Here is a 17,195-nt window from a genome sequence, read left to right as displayed (position 1 = left end):
TTCTTACCAAAAATTGAACATGATTAGCAGCGGCCCACTGGGCCGCTTTGTGTTTTCGTCTTTTGACAAGGAAACCTAATCTCGCTACTCAACAATAAAGTCCTAAAATTCGGGTAGAAAAAAATGACTGATAGGCGAGGCGCAGGCACATCCTGCGGGGGGCAGAAGCCAGCAAACAATATTTTGTGGCAGACGCTACGTATTTTTTCTTTTGTTTTTGTAGCAAGCTTTACCTTCCTGCCGGAGGTTGCGCGCGCGCAAAGCTACACTATCAATTCGTTCGATGTTGAGGGTAACAGGCGGATCGAAAGTTCGACAATCATTGCCCGGACTGGAATCCAACCCGGCCAGACAGTGACCGCCGGACAGTTAAACGATGCGTTTCAGCGTTTGCTTGACAGTGGTGTTTTTGAGACAGTTGAACTGACGCCGCGTGGAAGCACTCTGGTGATCGAGGTCGAGGAATATCCGACGATCAACCAGATCAGCATCGAAGGCAATCGTCGCGTAAAGGACGATGTTCTGCTTGAGGCGATCAATTCTCAGCCCCGCCGGGTTTTCACTCCACAGCTTGCTGAAGCCGACGCGGATCAGATCGCCGAAATCTATTCCGCGCAGGGCCGCGTTTCCGCGACCGTCATCCCGCGCATCATTCGCCGCAGCGACAACCGCGTCGATCTTGTCTTTGAAATTGCCGAGGGCACCACGATCGAGGTCGAGCGTGTTAGCTTTGTCGGCAACCGGGCATATTCGGATCGCCGCTTGCGCCGAGTTCTTGAGACTAAGCAAGCCAACATTCTGCGCACGTTCCTGCGCGGCGACACGTTTATCGCTGACCGAATCGAATTTGATAAACAGGTCATCCGCGACTTTTATCTGTCGCGCGGATACGTCGATTTCCGTGTGAACAGCGCAAACGTCGAATTTACCCGCGAACGTGACGCCTTCTTTCTGGTGATGAACATCACCGAAGGGCAAAAATTTTCGTTCGGTAAGATTTCGACCGTCAGTGAAATTCCCGGGGTGGACCCTGCCGCATATCAAGCAGCGTTAAAAATCCGTCCAGGTGTGACCTATTCCCCGTCGCTGATCGAAAGCTCGATCGCCCGCCAGGAACGGTTGGGTTTGAAACAGGGTGTTGATTTCCTGCGGGTCGAACCGCGGGTCACGCGCAATCCACGTGATCTGACGCTGGATGTTCAGTTTGTTCTGACCAGAGGTCCGCGGATCTTTGTTGAACGTATCGACATCGAAGGCAACACAACGACACTTGACCGCGTGATCCGCCGTCAGTTCGATACGGTCGAAGGTGATCCGTTCAACCCGCGTGAAATCCGCCAGAGTGCCGAACGTATCCGTGCCCTTGGATTCTTTGCCGTGGCAGATGTTGAGCCGCGCGAAGGCTCCACGCCCAGCCAGGTGATTGTGGATGTGGACGTCGAAGAACAGCCCACCGGCTCGTTAAGCCTTGGTGGTAGCTACTCGATTTCAGACGGTTTCGGGATTGCAATTGGCCTGAACGAATCCAACTTCCTGGGTCGCGGTCAAAACCTTGGGTTGACCCTTTCGACGGCGCAGGATTCCGAGCAATACATCATTAACTTCACCGAACCATATTTGCTGGGTCGCCGGTTGCAGTTCGATCTCGGTCTTGGTCTGGCATCGACGAATTCGAGTTTTGCAAGCTACGATACCAAGCGCGTCTTCTTCGAGCCGCAGCTGAGCTACGCAATCAGCGAATTGTCTTCGCTCCGTCTCCGCTATGGATGGAACCGCAGCGAGATGACGCAGCAGGACGATGAAGTGAACGGTGCTGTTATCGCTTCGGAAATCGAGCAGGGCAAGCGGACATCCAGCACGCTGGGCGTATCCTACCTCTATGATAGCCGTCGCGGTGGTTTGAACCCGAATGCGGGCGTTTTGTTTGAGGTAGGCGTTGATGCAGCCGGTCTTGGCGGCGACAACGAGTTCTACAAGACCACAGCGCGCGGCATCGCGCAGACACGTGTCCTGAACGAGGAAGTTGTTCTGCGGGCATCGATGGAAGTAGGTGCCCTGCATTGGCAGGGCGACGACTTCAGCCGCGTGATCGACCGCTTCTTGATTGGTCCGAACACGTTCCGTGGCTTTGAACCCGCGGGTCTGGGTCCGCGTGACCTGTCGAACGGTCAGGACGATGCGATCGGTGGTAACTATTACTGGGTTGCCCGCTTTGAATCAGACTTCCCTCTTGGCCTGCCCGAAGAACTTGGTCTGCGCGGCGGTGTGTTCTACGATGTTGGTAACGTCTACAACATCAACAACGTGAACACTGCCGGTGCCGACATCGTGGGCGCGGACGGGTCTGTTCGCCACGTGATCGGTGTGTCGGTTCTGTGGGAAACGCCTTTTGGGCCCCTGCGGTTCAACTTCTCGAAAGCTTTGAAGAAAGAAGACTTCGACAAGGAACAGAACTTTGACCTGACCGTTCAGGCGCGGTTCTGATCGCCAGATGCTGAACTTGATAAAATTAATTGCACAGGGCCCATTTCGGGCCCTGTGCGTTTTTCTGGCGCTGGCCTGCGTGTCGACCGCTCAAGCGCAGCAATTGGGCGTTCCTCAGGCGAATGTTCTGACCCTGTCCAGCGACCGGTTGTTTTCCGAGTCGCAATTCGGTCGGCGCGTCATGCGCAAGATCGAAAGTGAAGGCGCATTGCTGGCCGACGAGAATGAACGAATTGTCGCTGAACTGAGTAGGGAAGAAAAAGACCTGACCGAAAAGCGCGCAGAACTGCCAACTGAAGAGTTTCGCCCGCTGGCCGAGGCGTTCGACAACAAGGTTCAGACACATCGCGAAAGTCAGCGCGCCAAACTGGACGCCCTAGCGCGCCGAAGCGAAGAAGCGCGGCAGACCTTTCTGGTTCTTGTGCAACCGATCCTGATCGAGCTGTTGCGCGAATCCGGGGCGTCGGTCGTTATCGAACGTTCCAATGTCTTTCTCAGCTCGGACCGAACCGATGTGACGGACACGGTGATTGCGCGGATCAATGAACAGATTGGCGATGGCAGCCAACTTGAAGACGAAAGCAAAGAATAGGTTTGCTTGCCCTTGAGGCGCGGTGTTGCTAACCACGCGTCAAAGAGAAATCCACAACGGGACGACTGCACTATGACCACGGAAACCAAAAGCGCAGACATTCAGCTGATCCAGCGGATATTGCCCCACCGCTATCCGTTTCTGCTGGTCGACAAGGTCGTCGATATCTCGGGCTTTCAATCGGCGGTTGGCATCAAAAACGTCACCATGAACGAGCCCCATTTCCAAGGGCATTTTCCGGGAACCCCGATCATGCCGGGCGTGACCATTGTCGAGGCGATGGCACAAACCGCAGGCGTCATGCTGGGCGTGGGCATGGATGTGATCGACAGTGAGCTGTTGATCTATTTCATGAACATCGACAAATGCAAATTCCGTCGCAAAGTGATCCCGGGTGACGTGCTTGAAATGCATGTCGAAACGGTCCGCGGCAAAAAGGGCGGCAAGATCTTCAAATTTGCCGGTCGCGCCACAGTCGATGGCGAGGTCGCGGCCGAGGCCGAGTTTTCGGCCTATGTCGACTGGGATATGGAAAAGACCACATGAGCGGCATCCATCCAAGCGCAATCATCGAAGACGGCGCGCAGATTGGTGAAGGCTGCGTCGTAGGTCCGTTTTGCTATGTGGGTCCCCAAGTCAAGTTGGCCGATCGGGTTGAGCTGAAGTCGCATGTTGTCGTGACCGGCGATACTTCGGTTGGTGAAGAGACCGTGATCTTCAACTTTTCGGTCATCGGAGAGATCCCGCAGGATCTGAAGTTCGGCGGTGAAAACACGAGCCTTGAGATCGGTAAACGTAACCGTATCCGCGAACACGTCACCGTAAACACCGGGACCGATGGCGGCGGCGGTGTAACGCGGATCGGCGATGATTGTCTGCTGATGGCAGGCGTACACGTTGCCCACGATGTTCAAATCGGAAATCGTGTCATCATGGTCAACCACGCCGGCGCAGCGGGTCATTGCATCATTGAGGACGACGTGATTGTCGGTGGTATCTCTGGATTGCACCAGTGGGTCCGCGTTGGGCGCGGCGCGATTATCGGCGCGTTGACCATGGTTCCGAATGACGTGATCCCATATGGCCTGGTTCAGGCGCCGCGTGGCGAACTTGACGGCCTGAACCTCGTCGGCCTCAAACGCCGCGGTGTCTCACGCGACGATATTGCCGCTTTGCGGGCGGCCTTCCGCGAACTGTCTACTGGCGATGGCACGTTCATGGAGCGCGCGCATCGGGTCGGCGCGGATAACGAAAGCGAATACGTTCAGCGGATCGTCGATTTCGTGACCGGACATTCGGATCGGTCTTTCCTGACACCGGGGAAATAAACCATGCTGGCGTTGATTGCGGGAACAGGCGTTTTGCCGGGTGAAGTGGTCGCGCAGTTGCCCGACCGCCCGGTGGTCTGTGCGATGGAGGGCTTCGGCCCGGATACTCTGACCCCGGACGTCGAGTTTCCATTGGAGCAGGTTGGAAGCTTTATCGCCGACATCAAGGCGCGGGGTGTGACCCAAATCTGTATGGCAGGTGCGGTGGGTCGCCCGCCCATTGATCCTGCAAGGATTGACGCTGCAACAATGCCTTTGGTCCCAATCCTGCAACAAGCCATCATGTCTGGCGATGACGCGGCGCTGCGCGCCGTTATCGGCATTTTTGAGGATGCAGGTCTGGAGGTTAAGGCTGCCCATGAAATCGCACCTAATCTTCTTCCGAAACTTGGGTGTCTGACGCAGGCGCAACCGTCCGAGGCTGATCTGGCTGATGTCGACCGCGCCGCGGGCATCGTGCGGGCGATGGGTGCTGCGGATGTGGGGCAGGCCTGCGTGGTTTCAAAACGGCAGGCGCTGGCGATTGAGGGTATTTTTGGCACTGCATGGATGTTACAGTCTCTGACTCAGCGCCCCGATGCGGGCGGCGGCGTATTGTTCAAAGCCCCGAAACCGGATCAGGACGTTCGTGCAGATCTGCCGGCGATTGGGCCCGATACCGTGTCTGGCGCAGTTGCGGCGGGGCTGTCGGGAATTGTGATCGAAAAGGGCGGTGTCCTTGTACTTGAGAAAGACCGCGTGATTGCGGAATGTGATCGGCTGGGCCTGTTTTTGTATGTCCGCGAGCGGACGAACTGATGCGGGTTTTCGTTGTCGCCGGTGAACCTTCGGGGGACCGGCTTGGCGGGGCTTTGATGGAAGGCCTGCGCGCGCTGGTACCCGGAGTTGAATTTCAGGGTGTTGGCGGCCCGCTGATGCAGGCACAAGGGTTGGACAGCCTTTTTCCCATGTCCGAATTGTCGGTTATGGGACTGGTTGAGGTTCTCCCCAAGTTTTTTCACCTCAAACGTCGGATTTCCGAGACAGCGCAGGCTGTTCTGGAAAGCAATCCAGACGTTCTGATCACCATCGACAGTCCCGATTTCTCATTGCGGGTTGCCAAGCTGGTCAAAGCGCAAAGTACTGTTCGCACAGTTCACTATGTTGCACCCAGCGTCTGGGCCTGGCGTCCCGGGCGTGCGGACAAGATGGCCAAGGTCATCGATCATGTACTGGCGCTGTTGCCGTTTGAGCCGCCCTACATGCAACGCGCGGGGATGGAATGTGACTTTGTCGGACACCCTGTTGTCAGCGAACCAGTGGCGACCGAACAAGACATTCAGGCCTTTCGCGCTGCGTACGGCCTAGGCCAATCGCCCATCGTTCTGGCCTTGCCCGGTTCGCGGCGGGGTGAGGTGGATCGTCTGGCTCCGGTCTTTGGTCAGGCGTTAAGCCTGTTTTTGAAACAGCACCCTGACACGCGCATTGTCGTGCCAGCCGTGGCCCATATGGTTGATGCGGTCACCGAACATGTTCAGGACTGGCCAGGGTCGCCCGTCGTGGTTGCCCCCCGAGACATGCCCTCTGATCAGGCTCAGGCGCAGAAAAGGGCGGCTTTTGCTGCGGCCGATCTTTCGCTGGCGGCGTCTGGGACAGTTTCATTGGAACTGGCGGCACAGGCCACGCCAATGGTGATTGCCTACAATCTGAACTGGCTGACGACACTGATCGCAAAGCGCATGGTGAATTTGGACACGGCGACCCTTGTCAATCTGGTGTCTGACACGCGCGCGGTTCCCGAATGCCTGTTGGATGATTGCGAGCCGGATAAGATTGCCACGGCATTGTCGGACGTGGCCACCAGTCCGGATGCGCAGCGCAGCGCGATGGATGTGACCATGGACCGTCTGGGGCGCGGTGGTGAGGCACCGGGTCTGCGCGCCGCCCGAGCGGTTTTGAACAGGCTGCCCAATCGCCATGATTGAACACATCCTGTTCGCATTTTCCGCTGCGATCGTGACCATATCAACTAACCTGGACAATCTGGTCATCCTGTTTGGCCTGATCATGGTGATGGAGACACGCCGAGCCGTCTTTGGCTTTGCCGCGGCGCAAATGATAATTCTGAGCCTGTCGCTTGTGATTGCCAGCGGGCTGGATCACAGCCGGTTTCTGAATTGGGTCGGTTATCTTGGGATTATCCCGTTGTCTCTGGGCCTTTATGGCATTTGGCAACAACGGAAAGGGTCGGGCGGGCGTCAACTGCCCGATACTGGGGCCATCACCTCGGTCGTCGCGCTGTTTTTGACGCTATCGATTGATACGCTTGCGGCTATGACTCCGCTGTTCGCGGATTCGACGCCAGCGTTTCGGTTGACGGCCTTGATCGGGGCCGGGTGCGCACTGGCGACGTTAATCGGGATTGCAAGTTGGGGCGCACCACGCGCTCAGGTTTTAGGTCCGCGTTTTGCCCGCCTTGACAGGATTGCACCTTACATCATGGTGGCAGTCGGACTGTATATTCTGGTGAACAGCCCGACCGACGTCTTGTGATCGGGGTTCCTCAGTAACCGCGCCAGATCCAGCCGCCGCCGTATATGCGGCTGCTTTCATTGGAATAGAACACACAGGCCTGACCAGGCGAAATGCCTTCCTCAGGTGTCAGCAATTCGACTTCGGCAGTCGTTTCCGACAGAGGTCGGACAATCGCTTCACGCGGCGGGCGGGTCGACCGCACCTTAACCGACAGATGCCATTCGTCACGCGAAGTAAAAGGTTCATCCCCCAGCCAGTTGATCTCGCGCACCGGAACTGTCCGGGTCGCCAGCAACTCTTTCGGGCCAACCACAACCTGCTTTTTGTCTACGTCCAGCTTCACCACATACAAAGGCTCGCTCAGCCCGCCGATACCCAGACCGCGGCGCTGACCGATGGTGTAGTGGATGACGCCATTATGCTGCGCCAGCACCCGACCGTCGGAATGTACGATCTCACCTGGTTCCGCCGCACCGGGGCGCAGCTTTTCGATCACACTGGCATAGTTGCCATTGGGCACAAAGCAGATGTCCTGACTGTCGGGCTTGTCCGCCACCGACAGCCCGTATTGCGCGGCCATCTCTCGGGTCGCGTCCTTCGAGGGCAAGTGGCCCAGAGGAAATCGCAGAAAGTCCAACTGCTCAGGCGTGGTGGAAAACAGGAAATAAGATTGATCCCGGTTCGCATCCTCGGCGCTGTGCAGCTCTGGCCCGTTCGCGCCCATCTTGCGCTGGATATAGTGACCAGTCGCCATGCAGTCGGCTTCAAGGTCCTTGGCGGTTTCCAGGAGGTCCTTGAACTTCACGCGTTCGTTGCAACGGATGCATGGTACAGGGGTTGCACCAGCCAGATAACTGTCGGCGAATTCGTCGATCACGGCATCTTTGAAGATGTTCTCGTAATCCAGAACATAATGGGGAAAGCCGCGTTCTTCCGCCACACGCCGAGCGTCATGGATATCAATCCCCGCGCAACAGGCACCTTTTTTGGCCAGGGCCGCGCCGTGGTCGTACAGCTGTAGCGTTACGCCAACGACGTCGTAGCCCTGATCGGCCAGATAAGCAGCGACGACAGAGCTGTCCACACCACCGGACATGGCAACAACCACCCGCGTTTCCGACGGGGGTTTGGCAAAGCCAAGCGAGTTCAGCGGTGTCTCGGTATCGAGGGCCATGACGATTCCAGTACGGGTTAAGAAAGACCGGCAGAATATAGGAAAATTCTACACACTCTCAAGGGGCGGTTTCACGCGACATTAAGTAGGCTGTTGGCAGCTTTGTCGCAGCTGAAAAAGGGTCAAGAGATGTATTTGCACAAAGTCGAAGGGCCAAGGTCCGTAACCCTGCCGGATGGAACGGTTTTATCGCGTAGCGATCTACCACCTGCAGAGACGACCAGATGGGTCGCATCGCGCAAGGTGGTTGTGGTGCGCGGCGTTCTTTACGGGCTGATTTCGTTGTCAGACGCCAAGAAGCGGTATGGGCTTAGCGATGAAGAGTTCAATTCCTGGGTTTCTGCAGTCGCTGAGCACGGAACAGACGCTTTGAAAGTCACGGCCTTAAAAAAATATCGACAACTTTAAGATGAATGTGAATAAATGATTCAACGGTAACGTCAGATTAACCATTTTTGATCAGGCTCATTATGAAATTGGTAAGTTGACTAAATTGGAGCAGTAAATGCGTATACTTCTTGTCGAGGATGATCCGACCACATCGAAAAGCATCGAATTGATGCTGACGCATGCCAATCTAAACGTTTATGCGACGGACCTGGGCGAGGAAGGCATCGATCTTGCCAAGTTGTACGACTATGACCTGATCCTTCTGGATCTGAATCTGCCTGACATGAACGGGCACGAAGTGCTGAGACAGCTGCGCATCGCGCGTGTTGAAACCCCCATCTTGATCCTGTCGGGCGCTGACGATACCGAAAGCAAGATCAAAGGTTTCGGCTTTGGCGCCGACGACTATATGACCAAACCGTTCCACCGCGAGGAACTGGTCGCTCGTATTCACGCGATCATTCGGCGGTCCAAAGGGCACTCGCAATCTGTCATTCATACGGGCCGCGTCGCGGTAAATCTGGACGCCAAAACGGTTGAGGTCGAAGGCAAGGCCGTTCATCTGACCGGCAAGGAATACCAGATGCTGGAATTGCTGAGCCTGCGGAAGGGTACAACGCTGACCAAAGAGATGTTCCTGAACCATCTCTATGGAGGTATGGACGAGCCCGAATTGAAAATTATCGACGTTTTTATCTGCAAACTTCGCAAGAAACTCAGCAATGCGACCGGCGGCGAAAACTATATCGAAACTGTTTGGGGCAGGGGCTATGTGCTGCGCGATCCGCAAAGCAACAGTTTAGACGAACGTCGGATCGCTGTTGGAGCCTGACCTAAAATGAAATCCGGTCGCCGTTGGTCCAGGGCGACCCCCTCACTCATGGTACAGCACATCTGGACCTAGCCATGGCCTCGCCCTATCACTGGGTTCAAAGACTATGTGACAGGGCGAGGCCATGAGCGACTCAATTGCGGTAACAGAGCTGACTGAAGATCAAGCACGTGCCGAGCTGGCGCGGCTCGCGGAATTGATTGCGCGGGCCAACACGCTGTATCACGCCGAGGACGCCCCCGAGATCTCGGATGCGGACTACGATGCGCTAAAGCGGCGAAACGCGGACATCGAGGCGCGTTTTCCGGAGTTGAAGCGGTCCGACAGCCCCACAGATCAAGTGGGCGCAAGACCGGCGGAGGGATTTTCAAAACTCGTACATGCCGTCAGAATGATGTCGTTGGGCAATGCGTTCAACGATGAGGACGTTGCTGATTTTGACAGGTCAATCCGCAAATATCTGGGATTGAGCGACACGGCCGAGCTGGGTTTTACTGCTGAACCCAAGATTGACGGTCTGTCCCTATCGCTAAGATATGAACAGGGGAAGCTCGTGCAGGCGGCAACCCGAGGCGACGGCGAGATTGGTGAAAACGTGACTTCGAACGCGCGGACGATCTCGGACATTCCGCACAGCGTCCAAAACGCTCCGGATGTTCTGGAAGTACGCGGTGAAGTTTACATGTCGCATGAAGACTTCGATAAGCTGAACTCGCGACAGACGGAGTTGGGCGAAAAGGTATTTTCAAATCCACGAAACGCTGCCGCAGGGTCGTTGAGGCAGCTTGACGCGAAAATCACACGATCCCGTCCGCTGCGGTTTTTCGCTTATGCCTGGGGTGAGTTGTCGGCCCCTTTGGCCGATACACAAATGGGTGCCATCGAACGGTTGGCGGAATTCGGTTTCTCAACCAACCCACTGACAGCATTGTGCGAAACAACAGATCAGTTGATCGGACATTACCGCAGAATCGAAGCCCAACGCGCCACTCTTGGCTATGACATCGACGGCGTTGTCTACAAGGTGAACGACTTGGCGCTGCAGGCCCGGTTGGGGTTCAGGTCCACGACCCCAAGATGGGCCATTGCGCATAAGTTTCCCGCTGAACTTGCATGGACAAGGCTAGAGGCCATCGACATTCAAGTGGGTCGCACGGGTGCGCTCAGCCCGGTTGCCCGGCTGCACCCGGTAACTGTTGGTGGCGTCGTAGTGTCCAATGCCACGCTGCATAACGAGGATTATGTCGCCGGTCGCGATGCAAAGGGCGGTACGATCCGTGATGGGAAAGATATTAGGGTCGGCGACTGGGTGCAGGTTTATCGCGCGGGCGACGTGATCCCAAAAGTGGCGGATGTCGATATTTCGAAACGTCCAGATGGCGCGCAACCTTATGATTTTCCCACAACCTGTCCGGAATGCGGCAGTGATGCGGTTCGGGAAGAAGGCGATGCCGTTAGACGTTGCACCGGTGGGATTATTTGCCCGGCGCAGGCTGTTGAAAAATTGAAACATTTCGTATCTCGGAAAGCGTTCGATATCGAAGGGCTGGGCGCCAAGCAGATTGAAATGTTCTACGATGACCCGGACTTGCCAATTAAAACTCCGGTGGACATCTTTACACTGCAGACCAGAGATGCGGCCAATCTCAACAAGCTCGCCAACCGTAAGGGTTGGGGTGCCCAAAGTGCCGGGAACCTTTGGGCTGCAATTGATGAAAAACGCCAAATCCCATTCGGACGCCTTCTTTTTGCATTGGGCATTCGACATGTCGGAGAGGCCGCATCGAACCTGATCGCGAACCACTATGGCTCCTGGCCAGAATTTGAACGCGCCGTCACCGCAGCCGCTGATTTCGAAGGTCTTGAGTGGGACGAGCTTTTGGGTATTGATGGCGTAGGTGACGTCATGGCGCGCGCGTTGGTTTCTGCATTTGCTCAGGACGCAGAACGCGCCAGCATCGACGCTTTGGTCGAGCAATTGGACGTGCAGGACGCCAAACGACCCGACACATCGGGCAGTCCGGTGGCTGGCAAGACGGTTGTCTTTACAGGGTCACTTGAAAAGATGACCCGCGCCGAAGCCAAGGCCCGGGCCGAGGCACTGGGGGCCAAGGTCTCTGGTTCGGTCAGCAAGAAGACCGATTTGCTGGTGGCCGGCCCTGGTGCTGGTTCAAAAGCCAAGAAAGCAGCAGAGCTTGGGATCGAGACGCTGGACGAAGATGAATGGCTGCACCTGATCGGTACCGCATGAGTGGCCGTCCTGAGATCCTGTTTCCCCTGTTCGCCGGGCTGGAGACGCTGGAGGGCGTTGGCCCCAAGACTGCGCAGACAATGGTGCAGGCGGGGATCGAGTCGCCGTGCGATGTGCTGTTCGGCTTACCGTATGCTGTCGTTGATCGCAGGCGGCGCGATACAATCCAGGGGGCTGATCTGCCAACGACATTGACGGTTGAAGTCACAGTCGGCACCCACAGGCCGTCGCGAAACAAGGGCGGGGCTTACCGCGTTCACGTCGAAGACACGCAGATCGAGTTTCAGTTGGTCTTTTTCCACGCACGTGGAGATTATTTGAATAAAGTTTTGCCGCAAGGCAGTCGTCGTGTGATCTCTGGCAAGCTCGAACTGTTCGACGGCATGGCGCAGATGGTCCATCCAGATCACATGCTGCCCGTGGAAAGCGCGGATGACATAGCAGAATTTGAACCGGTCTATCACCTGACACAGGGCATCACCCAAAAAACGGCGTACAAGGCGGCACGTAGCGCATTGGCCCGCGCGCCACAGCTGGCTGAGTGGATTGACCCTGCGCAAGTGTCAAAACAGGGCTGGGCGGATTGGGCGACGGCTGTATCCGCGGCGCATAACCCACAGGGGGCGGATGACGTGGCCGCGCACGCGCCAGCCCGGGAACGCCTTGCCTATGACGAACTGTTTGCCCATCAGGTGACGCTGGCTCTGGCGCGACAGCGCGAGCGTAAGGCTCGGGGCATCGTGAGCGTCGGCACTGGTGCTCTGCAGGCCAAAGTTCTTGCTAATCTGCCTTACAAACCAACCGGGGCCCAGACACGTGCGATCAAGGAAATAACTGCCGACATGGGCTCAGACTCGCGGATGAACCGATTGCTGCAAGGCGATGTGGGTGCAGGGAAAACTCTGGTCGCCTTCATGGCACTTCTGGTCGCGGTCGAGGCTGGTGGGCAGGGTGTTATGATGGCCCCGACCGAGATCCTCGCTAGGCAGCATCTGGAAGGCCTGCGCCCGCTTGCCGAAGAAGCCGGGGTGGTTCTGGAAATCCTGACTGGGCGGGACAAGGGCGCTGAACGGCGTGCAAAGCTGGCCGCTCTGAAACAGGGTAACATTCACATCCTTGTCGGCACCCATGCAGTGTTTCAGAGCGATGTTGAATTTCATGCCCTGCGACTGGCCATTGTGGATGAACAGCACCGGTTCGGGGTGCGGCAACGGATGGAGTTGTCGGAAAAAGGGCAGGGCGCGGATGTTCTGGTGATGACCGCCACCCCGATCCCCCGCAGTTTGGCGCTTGCGCAATACGGGGACATGGACGTCTCTGTTCTGGATGAAAAGCCACCAGGACGGAAACCGATCAAAACGGCGATTATTAGTACCGAGCGTATGGATGACGTCGTAGCGCATTTACGTCGGGCCATCGATGAAGGACGTCAGTGCTATTGGGTCTGTCCGCTGGTCGACGAATCCGAGGTCTCGGACCTGACAGCTGCCGAAGAGCGGTTCAAACGGCTGCGGGCGGTGCTGGGCGAAGGCACAGTCGGGCTGGTCCATGGCCAAATGCCCGCTGCCGAAAAGGACGCCGCGATGGCTGCGTTTCAGAAAGGGCACACAAAGGTTCTGGTCGCAACGACTGTGATCGAGGTCGGAGTGAATGTACCCAACGCCTCGATCATGGTAATCGAACGGGCCGAAATATTCGGTTTGGCGCAGTTACACCAGCTGCGTGGCCGCGTTGGACGGGGCGAGGCGGATTCGACCTGCTTGCTCATGTATCAACCACCGCTAAGCGAGGGCGGGCGGAAGCGGCTGGAGGTTTTGCGAGAGACGGAAGACGGATTCCGGATATCCGAGACCGATTTGCAGATGCGCGGCGCAGGGGATCTGATTGGCACGGCTCAATCCGGGCTACCAAAGTTCCGGATCGCTGATCTGGAGCGTCAGGCCGGATTGATGGCTGTTGCGCAGACGGATGCACGAAACCTGTTGTCCAAAGACCCGAACTTGACCACCGAACGCGGGCAAGCTGTCCGTGTTCTGCTGTGGCTCATGAAACAGGATCAGGCAATCCGTTTAATTTCAGTGGGTTAGCAATATCGTTCCGTAAAGTTCACAAATGTTCTCAAAAAGTTCTTTACCGACTCGGTAAAATATGAGAACAAAAGGTCAACAAAGGATTAAAACAAGACCGGAGGTGAGACCATGCTGACCCAGATCAAGACCGCCATAAGCCGTTCGCATTCCACGCTATTGCAGGATGCGGCAGGTGCGGTGTCATTGGTGGTGATGCTGGTGGTTGCCCTTCACCTTCCCGGAACGTTCTGACCCTTTCTGCCTGCGATCTCGTGCCGAAAACACCGTGCTGTCGTCCCCATTTCAGTCAAGGGTGACCTGCCTGTCCCAATTCCCTTGAAAGGGCCATGCCTCGGCCCTGCGCGGAAATACGGATCCCACATGAGACACGCATTGCCTACCGCCGCCCTTTCCGCCCGGAAGGTGCGGCGGTTTTTTTATAGCTGTCCGGTTTTGAAGATTTCCAGCATCGCAGACAGTACCGAATTCACGGCAACCGACGCCAGGATCATTCCCATGATGCGGCTGATAATGGCGGCACCTGAATGGCCAATCAGTCGAATGATCGGCTCGGCCAGCAGCATCAAAACGAAGGCGATGGCCACAACGGATAACATAACCATTGCCGTGATACCTTGATCCGCCACGCTGAACCGGTTGTTGTCGGTCAGGATAACAACGGCCAGCATTGCACCCGGTGACGCCAATGAAGGTACCGCCAACGGAAAGATCGCAGGGTTGGGCTTGTGGAATTTGTCTTCCTGATCGTCTTCCGCTGCGCGTTGTTCAACCTCTTGCTTGCTTTCGCCAAAGATCATCGTCAGGGCAAACAGAAACAGGATGATCCCTCCGGCCACTTGGAACGAGTTCAACCCGATATCCAGCGCCTCGATCAGCAATTGCCCAAATACAAGGAAGAACAGCAAAACTCCGGCACTGATGAGCGCGGCCAACAGGGCAGTTTTGCGGCGCGCCGCAGCCCCAAGCCCGGCTGTAACGGCGATAAAAACGGGAATTGTTCCAATCGGATCAATAACGACCCACAGGGTAACAAAATGCTCCAGCAAACTATTCAAACCAAATTCTCCCCAAAACTATGGCGGAGGTTAGATGGGTTTGAATTGAATTACCATCTTCAGGCGCAGTTGGCCTGTTCGGCTTGTTCCATAGCTTCAGCAGTGGCATCCAACGCCAGCAGGATCGAAGCGTGACGGTTCTTATAATCACGCGCAGGCATGAGAACTTCCAGCCCGTCAAACGGTGCGTCCGGAGCAGGGCCGTCTTTCTTCAACATAGCCGACAGCTGATCCCGCGCGGTTTCGATTTGCGCGCGCGTGGTGCCAATTACAGCGGATCCAACGACCGAGGCCGAGGCCTGACCCAAGGCGCAGGCCTTAACGTCCTGACCGAATCCGGAAACGCGGCCGTCCTCAACCTTGACGTCCACGGTTACGGTAGACCCACACAAAGGCGAACGTTTCTTTACGGTTGCATCTGGGTTTTCCAGCCGTTCCAGATGCGGAATATCCGCAGCCAGGGCCAGAATGCGCCCGGAATAGAGCTTTATCAGGTCGTTCTCGCCAGACATGGCTTTCCCTCGTTGCGTGTTCCCCATACATAGTGAGCATCCAACGGGATGCAAAAGGTTTTTACAATGTCTGAGACCGTCACCTTCGATCCGTCCAGCCTGACGTACAACGACGCTGGTCTGATTCCAGCCATCGCACAAGATGAGGCCTCGGGCGAGGTATTAATGATGGCGTGGATGAACGCCGAAGCGATTGAAAAAACACTGGAAACGCGCCGCGTAACGTATTGGTCGCGGTCGCGTCAATCGTTCTGGATCAAGGGAGAAACCTCAGGCCACATGCAAGAGTTGGTCGATTTTCGCGTTGATTGTGACCGCGACTGCCTGCTTGTTTTGGTGCGACAGACAGGCGCGGCCTGCCACACCAACCGGCGCACTTGTTTCTACACTGCTGTTCGGGATGATGCAGAAGTCGAACTTATGGGCCCAATGGAATAGGTCAATTAAAGCCCGACCATTGCCCGTATCTGTTTCGCGGAAACGCCTTCGGCGCGGTATTTGGAAATGGCGCGAGCATCGTCACGTTTGGCCAAACGTTTGCCCAAGTCATCTCGGATCAGCTTATGATGGTGATAGACAGGTGTCGGCAAGCCTAGCAGGGCCTGCAACAGAACATGGATACGCGTCGCCTCGAATAGGTCCTGACCGCGTACGACGTGGGACACGCCTTGTTCCGCATCATCCAGAACGACGGATAGATGGTAGGATGTTCTCATATCGCGCCGGGACAATACCACGTCTCCGATTGTGTCTCGTAACTCATCGGCCGTGAAAGCGACTGTGCCCGATTCCCCGTTTGGTCCCACGCCATTTTCTTCGAAGAACGGCTTTTGGGCAGATGGTTGAGTGGCGATCCTAAACAGATCTGGAACCACACGCGCAGCCATTTTAATGTCCAATCGAAGGGGCGTTTCGTGCGGGATCGGCCCCGTTCGATCTGACACATCCCTGCACGTGCCCGGATAAATGATCCCATCCGGCCCATGAAGAGGTATACCTTCCTGTGGTGCCCCGGCGGCTGCGGCAATGTCCCGACGATTGCACGTGCACGGGTACAGCAAGCCCCGCGACCACAATGCCCTCAGAGCGTCTTCGTAGGTCGACACACGAGACGATTGCTGCATCACGGGTTCTGGCCAGGTCAATCCTAGCCAAGTCAGATCGTCATAAATCTGCTCTTCCCAATTTGCCCGGCAGCGGGAGCGGTCGATGTCTTCGATCCGCAATAAAAATTGACCGCCTGCAGCGGCGGCCATATCACTGGCAAGAAGTGCAGAATAGGCATGGCCAAGATGAAGCGGCCCAGTAGGAGATGGGGCAAATCTGGTAATGAATGTCACGTCTTCTCAACAACATATACGTCAGATTTAAGGTCCATACCGGGAAGGTGCGGCCCGTATTCCCGAAACAACAACCGCGCAGCGCCCATGTCCAGCCAATCGTTCAAACGGGTGGTGAAGGACGAATCGTCAAGCGTGTGATCGTTGAAGGAAAAGGCCAGCAAGCCACCTTTGGGTAGCGCCTTCATCAACAGGTCGAATGTCTCTGGCGGGGCGGCACCGGTTCCGATCACGCCAATCGCGGTGATTGCCTTATAGGCATCTTGCTCCAGCGGTTCCGGATCGGTGATCTCAAACGTCGTGAGGTTTCTGTAAACCTCCTTAGCGGCCGCCCCTTCAAGCATCTTGGGCGTGGGATCCACACCATCGATTACCTGAAATCCCGTATCATGCAGGGCCTTGCCGGACAGACCCGTGCCACAACCGTAATCCAGAACAGGCGTCTGCGGTTCGGGCATCTGGGACCAAAGCGCCTCGGCCACGCGACCAGGCGTGGCGTAGCCATGTGCTCCAACTTCGGCGTCGTATGACGAGGCCCATTTCTGATAATGCGTACGGGTCGCCTCGGGCGTATCAAGCCCGTAGGCGTCTTTGAGGTATTTGTCGCTCATACCCGTATGTTAGGCCGGTAGG

At 56.4% G+C, this 17,195-nt stretch carries 18 protein-coding genes; 13 read left to right on the top strand and 5 right to left on the bottom strand.

All coding sequences use genetic code 11. The annotated features are described in order from the left end of the window. Positions 1-123: 123 nt before the first annotated feature. The 7 genes from bamA (at position 124) to AC2FFP_RS04725 (ending at position 6,936) form a co-directional block, all read left to right on the top strand. A complete protein-coding gene (gene bamA, locus AC2FFP_RS04755) occupies positions 124-2,484 on the top strand; it encodes an outer membrane protein assembly factor BamA (protein WP_496765001.1) in 2,361 nt (786 codons plus the stop codon). A gap of 7 nt (positions 2,485-2,491) precedes the next feature. Further along, positions 2,492-3,076, top strand: a complete 585-nt coding sequence (locus AC2FFP_RS04750) for an OmpH/Skp family outer membrane protein (protein ID WP_496880772.1) — start codon at positions 2,492-2,494, stop codon at positions 3,074-3,076. A gap of 72 nt (positions 3,077-3,148) precedes the next feature. After that, positions 3,149-3,622, top strand: coding sequence for a 3-hydroxyacyl-ACP dehydratase FabZ (gene fabZ, locus AC2FFP_RS04745; RefSeq protein ID WP_496843880.1), 474 nt, complete (start codon positions 3,149-3,151; stop codon positions 3,620-3,622). Further along, positions 3,619-4,404 carry an acyl-ACP--UDP-N-acetylglucosamine O-acyltransferase gene (gene lpxA, locus AC2FFP_RS04740; protein WP_496776783.1) on the top strand — a complete coding sequence of 262 codons (786 nt, stop codon included), beginning with the start codon at positions 3,619-3,621 and terminating at the stop codon, positions 4,402-4,404. Before fabZ ends, lpxA begins: the two co-directional genes overlap by 4 nt. A 3-nt stretch (positions 4,405-4,407) precedes the next feature. Beyond that, positions 4,408-5,202: an LpxI family protein gene (locus tag AC2FFP_RS04735; RefSeq protein WP_496843879.1), complete on the top strand. Its 795-nt coding sequence runs from the start codon at positions 4,408-4,410 to the stop codon at positions 5,200-5,202. Beyond that, positions 5,202-6,368 carry a lipid-A-disaccharide synthase gene (gene lpxB, locus AC2FFP_RS04730; RefSeq protein WP_496880771.1) on the top strand — a complete coding sequence of 389 codons (1,167 nt, stop codon included), beginning with the start codon at positions 5,202-5,204 and terminating at the stop codon, positions 6,366-6,368. Before AC2FFP_RS04735 ends, lpxB begins: the two co-directional genes overlap by 1 nt. Then, positions 6,361-6,936, top strand: a complete 576-nt coding sequence (locus AC2FFP_RS04725; protein WP_496704259.1) for a hypothetical protein — start codon at positions 6,361-6,363, stop codon at positions 6,934-6,936. Before lpxB ends, AC2FFP_RS04725 begins: the two co-directional genes overlap by 8 nt. Positions 6,937-6,946: 10 nt before the next feature. Here AC2FFP_RS04725 and mnmA read toward each other — a convergent pair whose 3' ends face one another. Next, a complete protein-coding gene (mnmA, locus tag AC2FFP_RS04720; protein WP_496764986.1) occupies positions 6,947-8,092 on the bottom strand; it encodes a tRNA 2-thiouridine(34) synthase MnmA in 1,146 nt (381 codons plus the stop codon). A gap of 129 nt (positions 8,093-8,221) precedes the next feature. Here mnmA and sciP point away from each other — a divergent pair, with 129 nt between their 5' ends. The 5 genes from sciP to AC2FFP_RS04695 all read left to right on the top strand — a co-directional run bounded on the left by sciP (position 8,222) and on the right by AC2FFP_RS04695 (position 13,886). Beyond that, entirely contained in the window at positions 8,222-8,500 is a 279-nt protein-coding gene (gene sciP, locus AC2FFP_RS04715; protein WP_496722773.1) for a CtrA inhibitor SciP, read from the top strand. A 97-nt stretch (positions 8,501-8,597) separates the two neighbouring features. Continuing rightward, positions 8,598-9,314 (top strand): response regulator transcription factor CtrA, encoded by a 717-nt coding sequence (ctrA, locus tag AC2FFP_RS04710; protein ID WP_496733195.1) that lies wholly within the window; start codon positions 8,598-8,600, stop codon positions 9,312-9,314. 124 nt (positions 9,315-9,438) lie between these two features. Then, positions 9,439-11,565, top strand: coding sequence for an NAD-dependent DNA ligase LigA (ligA, locus tag AC2FFP_RS04705; protein ID WP_496764982.1), 2,127 nt, complete (start codon positions 9,439-9,441; stop codon positions 11,563-11,565). Then, entirely contained in the window at positions 11,562-13,652 is a 2,091-nt protein-coding gene (gene recG, locus AC2FFP_RS04700) for an ATP-dependent DNA helicase RecG (protein WP_496844041.1), read from the top strand. The genes ligA and recG overlap by 4 nt, the downstream gene beginning before the upstream one ends. A gap of 111 nt (positions 13,653-13,763) precedes the next feature. Next, the gene (locus AC2FFP_RS04695) at positions 13,764-13,886 is read left to right on the top strand and encodes a hypothetical protein (protein ID WP_496720389.1); all 123 of its coding nucleotides are present in this window, start codon (positions 13,764-13,766) and stop codon (positions 13,884-13,886) included. Positions 13,887-14,071: 185 nt separating this feature from the next. Here AC2FFP_RS04695 and AC2FFP_RS04690 read toward each other — a convergent pair whose 3' ends face one another. Both AC2FFP_RS04690 and AC2FFP_RS04685 read right to left on the bottom strand, forming a co-directional pair. Beyond that, the gene (locus AC2FFP_RS04690) at positions 14,072-14,710 is read right to left on the bottom strand and encodes a MarC family protein (RefSeq protein WP_058271582.1); all 639 of its coding nucleotides are present in this window, start codon (positions 14,708-14,710) and stop codon (positions 14,072-14,074) included. A gap of 59 nt (positions 14,711-14,769) precedes the next feature. Then, positions 14,770-15,222: an iron-sulfur cluster assembly scaffold protein gene (locus AC2FFP_RS04685; RefSeq protein ID WP_496843876.1), complete on the bottom strand. Its 453-nt coding sequence runs from the start codon at positions 15,220-15,222 to the stop codon at positions 14,770-14,772. Positions 15,223-15,270: 48 nt separating this feature from the next. Between AC2FFP_RS04685 and hisI the strand changes: the two genes are divergently transcribed. Next, entirely contained in the window at positions 15,271-15,660 is a 390-nt protein-coding gene (hisI, locus tag AC2FFP_RS04680; protein WP_496695431.1) for a phosphoribosyl-AMP cyclohydrolase, read from the top strand. Between the two features lie 5 nt (positions 15,661-15,665). On the opposite strand, the gene gluQRS is transcribed toward hisI, so the two are convergent. Then, positions 15,666-16,562, bottom strand: coding sequence for a tRNA glutamyl-Q(34) synthetase GluQRS (gene gluQRS, locus AC2FFP_RS04675; protein WP_496764977.1), 897 nt, complete (start codon positions 16,560-16,562; stop codon positions 15,666-15,668). Continuing rightward, positions 16,559-17,173 (bottom strand): class I SAM-dependent DNA methyltransferase, encoded by a 615-nt coding sequence (locus tag AC2FFP_RS04670; RefSeq protein ID WP_496880770.1) that lies wholly within the window; start codon positions 17,171-17,173, stop codon positions 16,559-16,561. The genes gluQRS and AC2FFP_RS04670 overlap by 4 nt, the downstream gene beginning before the upstream one ends. Between the last annotated feature and the right edge of the window lie 22 nt (positions 17,174-17,195).

The sequence above is a fragment of the Ruegeria sp. YTSC004 genome, from assembly GCF_059609805.1.
Note: the sequence above shows the minus strand (reverse complement) of the source record. Positions and strands in the feature narration are given on the sequence as shown.